Origin of the sequence: Methylobacterium sp., assembly GCF_019750675.1 — a bacterium.
In the GTDB taxonomy this organism is placed as follows: domain Bacteria; phylum Pseudomonadota; class Alphaproteobacteria; order Rhizobiales; family Beijerinckiaceae; genus Methylobacterium.
Genome location: NZ_JAIEOF010000436.1, coordinates 1 through 4,448 on the forward strand (window position 1 = coordinate 1; position 4,448 = coordinate 4,448).

Below are 4,448 nucleotides of genomic sequence, written 5' to 3' on the forward strand. Positions count from 1 at the left end.
CGCATGGCCCGATGGCCACCCCAATCCCCGCCAAAGCGGTCCTCGAATTTACACCTCGTCCGCGGACGCTACCACCCTTCCGGTTACCTCGCTATTCGCGCACGTGCGCGTGTGCGTGCAGTACGGTGAACCCGCCCCAACCCGCCCCAACTCAATCTCCCTCGTGGCTAAGACGTGGTCGAACCTCAACGCCCTCGAACCCGCGCGCCCGACCACCGACACCTGTTGGGACATGTTTGTTCTTCTTGAAGCCGAGTTTATCGAGCCGTTCGCCGAAGCTCGTTTGCGTCCCGGTTGGCTCATTGTTCGACCGCGCATACTCGCTCCATGATGCGAACAACTCGGAGGTCGTGGCCTTCCGATAGGGGTTGGCCTTGTCCACGATGCAGCGATCGTCCAGCCACTGGCTGAAGGTATCTTGCGCGGTGAAATACTCGTCGGTGGCGTCCTTCACGACCTCAGGGCGCACCAACCGATTGGCCTGCCAGTCCAGACAGCCCTCGATCATCCAGCGCAGGATCGCCGGCCACTCGGCCTTCAGCTTCTCCTCCAGGCGCGGGTCTGGCACCGCCGGCTTGAACAGGAAGGGCAGCAGGTTGAACCGGCGCCGGGCAGCATCGTCCACGCTCGACAGCCCCGGCTTGTTGTTGCCGATGATGAGGAGTTTGAGGACGGGCATGAACTCGAACTCGTCCTGGCGCATGTAGCGGGCGCGCATGACGTCGCCGCCGGTTAGCTGCTTGATCCGGCTCTCGGCCCATTGGCGCCCTTGCTCGGTCTCGGAGGCCGTGACGAGGCGGGCCCCGCGCAGGGCCGCGATCTCGGTGGGGTGCCGGTCGTGCTTGGCAGCCGTGAACGTCTCCATGGCGGCGTTCAGGGCGTAGTCGTTCAAGATCCCGGCCAGGACGTGGATCAGCACGCCCTTGCCGTTGCCGCCGCCACCGAAGGCAAAGCACAGGGCCTGCTCGCTGGTGTCGCCCGTCAGGCAGTAGCCGGCCCATTGCTGGATGAACCGGATGTAGCCGTCATCGCCCTGCGTCACGTCCTGCAGGAACTGGAACCAGGTCGGGCAGTCGGCCACCTCGGCCGGCGTCGCCGCCGTCAGCTTGGTGATGCGATCCTCGCGCCGGGCCTCGCGCAACACGCCCGTGCGCAGGTCGACCGTCCCGCCGGGCGTGCCGAGGAGCCAAGGGTCCTTGTCCCAACCCTCGATCGTGACCGCGAAGGCTGGATCGGAGCGGCAGAACTTCTCCACGCCGCCGGCAAAACTGACCTTCGAAGCGATGAAGCGGGTCTTCGGGTCCTCGTCCGCGCAAAGCTCGCGGGCAAGTTCACGCGCCCACTGAAACGCCTTGCCCTGCCGGTTCGGGACCCAGGCCGCCCCGGTCCACTCGTGCCACTTGCCAGTGTCGTGGCAGAACAGGAGTTCGCCAGCATGCCGCTCGGCGAACTGACGGGCGGCGTGGTCCTCGGTGAGGAGGTCGCCGTTGCTGCCTGCGCGGGCGCCACGCCTCTGTCCGAACTCGGACAGGTTCAGGATGTCCTCAAACCCGGCTACCATTCCGAGCCTCCCTTCGCTTGAGTTCCTTGCGGGCAATGGAGCCGACAGTTTTCGTCACCTCCTCTGGCCGCAGGGGCGGGCTGCACCGGGTTGCATTCCAAGCCTGCACCAGTTCGTGCGCGACCTCGGGATCGACGAAGCGGCGGAGGAGGTGGCCGGTCAGGCGGGAGACGGCCGTGTTCCGGCCGCCGTCCGAAACACCCTCGGCGACGAAGCGGCGCCACTCGGCTGGAGATCGCGCAGCGCTCAGGCTCGGCTGTGTCAGAGCCCGAACCATCCAGTCGGGCATCGGCGCCGGTTGCACCTCGTCCGGATGATGATCGACGGACCATTCGTAGGGCCGACCCGAACGATGCAGGCTGGATGGGGCGACGATGTAGCCGCCGGTCCCACGGATATCGAGACCGGGCGCAAGGCCACCATTGTCGCCAGCACTGTTGCGGATCTCCACACCGTTCGGCGGCTTGAAGAAGATGTGCTCGCCGCCGCCGCCTGTGATGGAGCGGCAGGTCTCCGGCAGGGGCCCGTGCTCAGCCTCAAGGGTCCTGAGGCTGTCGTCACCACCATGGCGGGGATCGACGTCGAGCACGATGGTAGAGCCCGTCACTAGGCCGAGGTTGGCGAAGGGCGCGACCGTGAACCAGTGGCGGACCACCTTCTCCTCATTGGTCGCACTGTTCAGCCCGCGCGGCGCCAGCTTCGCCATGGGGTGTTTGCCGGCGTCGCCGCAGTCCCGCACGCCACAGGTGCAAGCGAGGCTACCGTTTGCGGCCGCGCGCATGCCGTGAAGCGGGAACACCCGCCCGCCACGGCTGGCAAGGTAGAGGGCGGCGTCGAGACGATCGCTCATGACCGCGCCTCCATCGCCTGCCGAAGACTTCGCTCGATTGCATGGTCCCCACCGGTCCGGCCGCGCTCATAGACCCAGCGGCACACGTCCTCTGGCTCGTCGGTGTCGAGGTCGGGCAGGCCCATGCTGAAGACGCGGAGCCGAACGCCCTGCCGGACTTGGCGGACAGCCGTGTACCAGCGCAGGCCCGGCGTAGTCGCGTTGCCCGGATGCAGGAGGCGGATCGTCTCGACCTCGGCCGGCGACGCGAGGCGGATGCGATGGTTGCGGTCCGGCCGGCGCTCGAAGAAACGGGCATCGGCTTGGGTGCTGGCTTCGTTTTGGATCGTGAGGCGCTTCAGCCGACGCTGCGCGGGGCGAGAGAGCCTGCTGATGCTCATGCCTTCCTCCCGCTGATGCTGGGACGAAGCTCGTCCATCAACTCGGCTGCGGTGAGCAGGCACGCGCTGGCAGACCGGACGGCGTAGGCGGCGCCCTTGGCGTCGTGGATTGCCGAGAAGCGGGCCGCCGCATCCGCATAGGTCGCGGCGGTCGCCATCACGTCGGCCAGCGCATCGAAGACGGCGGCATGCGGCTGAGGGGAGGGCGGTGAGTAGGCTCGTAGGGCGCTCATGCGTGGCCTCCCTGAAGGAAGGCACGCACCTCGTCGGGGCGGCGGAAGAGGGCAGTGACGGTACCGTCCGGACCAATCAACGCGACAAGGCGGCTTGCCAGGGGAGGGCGTTGAGCAGTATTCTTTACGCCTAGGTTTTTACCCGAGACCTTCCGTTCAGCGCCGTTGCGGGCCTTCACCCCCGCGACGGCGTTCTTCGTTTTTGCACCCACGACATGTTCCCTTCGTCGTTGTGCGACGAGGAACAAGGTTCAATGAAATCAGAGGCCTACTAGGGCTTCCCAAGCTGAATGTCGTCGGTTCGATCCCGATCGCCCGCTCCAGTCGTCTCAGGCACTTAGCCGGGATCGGTGGTATTTCGAAAAGCACGGATACCACCAGGATACACGCCAGCCCTAGCAGGGTGTTGAAGAAGTCCGCCATCGGCGGGCAATGAAGGGGATTTCGTCGCCGCGGTGGACGCGGATTTCGCCGCGAAGCGAGCCGTCGGCCTGGACCTCGGCCGATCCGGAGCCGCAGATCGTGTCGCCCTCGTCGTTGCCGTTCCAGTCGAACGCGACGGCCGCGCGCTCACCCTGCCGGCCGGCGCCGCCGGCGAAGGCCCCGGTGACACATCCGAAGGCGAACTCACCGCAGCCGTTCTCGAAGAGGATGTAGGCCGGCTCGACCATGTCGGCGTAGTCGTCCTCGTAGCCGCGCAACTCGAAGATCCGCCACTTGCCCAAGACGCTCACGCCGCAGCCGCGAGCAGTTTGGGCAGGCGGACCAGATTGTAGGCCGCCGCCGTCAAGGCGAAGGCCCATCCGACCTTGTCGCGGCCTATGAAGCGGGTCTTGCGCAGGCCGCCGACGGTCTTGATCCAGCCGAAACCCTCCTCGATGCGCCTGCGGATCTTCTGGCTCCTGCCGTAGCCGGCGTGGCGGGTGGTTCGTCCATCGATGGAGGAGCGGCGGCCGTTGGTGTTCCGGGCCACATGCGCGCGCACGTTCATCGACCTGAGTTCGTTGACGAAGTCCTCGGCATCATAGGCCTTGTCGGCTCCCAGCGAGATCGCCCTGGGGCGATCTGCTCTTGGTTCGATCATCGACAAGGCCGCGATGCGCTCGGCGTAGCCGTCCGCCGAGGTCAGGCGGGTGTCCACGATCAGGCCCGAGCGGTTCTCCATCAGGCTGTGGCCGATGAAGCAGAGCCTGGCCTCCATTCCCAGACCCTTGCGGTAGAGGCGGGCTTCTCGGTCCGTGGTGCTCGCGTGGGTCTCGTTCGAACGCGTCTGCCCCCGGAAGTCGACCTCTGCGCTGCGCCCGCCGGCGGACGGCGGCGGGTCTTCGCCTCGACTGTCGCCATCCCGGTCCTTGGGCTTGAAGCTCTTCAGAGACGCCCAGGCCTCGATCAGTGTGCCGTCGACGCTGAAGTGGTCGCTGGAC

6 protein-coding genes are annotated in these 4,448 nt (G+C 66.5%); all 6 read right to left on the reverse strand.

What is annotated here, in order from left to right:
• Positions 1-151: 151 nt before the first annotated feature.
• Positions 152-1,561, reverse strand: coding sequence for a phage/plasmid primase, P4 family (locus K2X24_RS22970; RefSeq protein WP_292501470.1), 1,410 nt, complete (start codon positions 1,559-1,561; stop codon positions 152-154).
• Positions 1,545-2,411: a bifunctional DNA primase/polymerase gene (locus K2X24_RS22975; RefSeq protein WP_292501471.1), complete on the reverse strand. Its 867-nt coding sequence runs from the start codon at positions 2,409-2,411 to the stop codon at positions 1,545-1,547. The genes K2X24_RS22970 and K2X24_RS22975 overlap by 17 nt, the downstream gene beginning before the upstream one ends.
• Positions 2,408-2,791 (reverse strand): hypothetical protein, encoded by a 384-nt coding sequence (locus K2X24_RS22980; protein ID WP_292501473.1) that lies wholly within the window; start codon positions 2,789-2,791, stop codon positions 2,408-2,410. Before K2X24_RS22980 ends, K2X24_RS22975 begins: the two co-directional genes overlap by 4 nt.
• A complete protein-coding gene (locus tag K2X24_RS22985; RefSeq protein ID WP_292501474.1) occupies positions 2,788-3,024 on the reverse strand; it encodes a hypothetical protein in 237 nt (78 codons plus the stop codon). The genes K2X24_RS22980 and K2X24_RS22985 overlap by 4 nt, the downstream gene beginning before the upstream one ends.
• A 395-nt stretch (positions 3,025-3,419) precedes the next feature.
• Positions 3,420-3,758, reverse strand: a complete 339-nt coding sequence (locus K2X24_RS22990; RefSeq protein WP_292501475.1) for a hypothetical protein — start codon at positions 3,756-3,758, stop codon at positions 3,420-3,422.
• A partial coding sequence (locus tag K2X24_RS22995) for an IS5 family transposase (RefSeq protein WP_292501478.1) occupies positions 3,755-4,448 on the reverse strand: 694 nt, incomplete at its 5' end. The genes K2X24_RS22995 and K2X24_RS22990, both read right to left, overlap by 4 nt.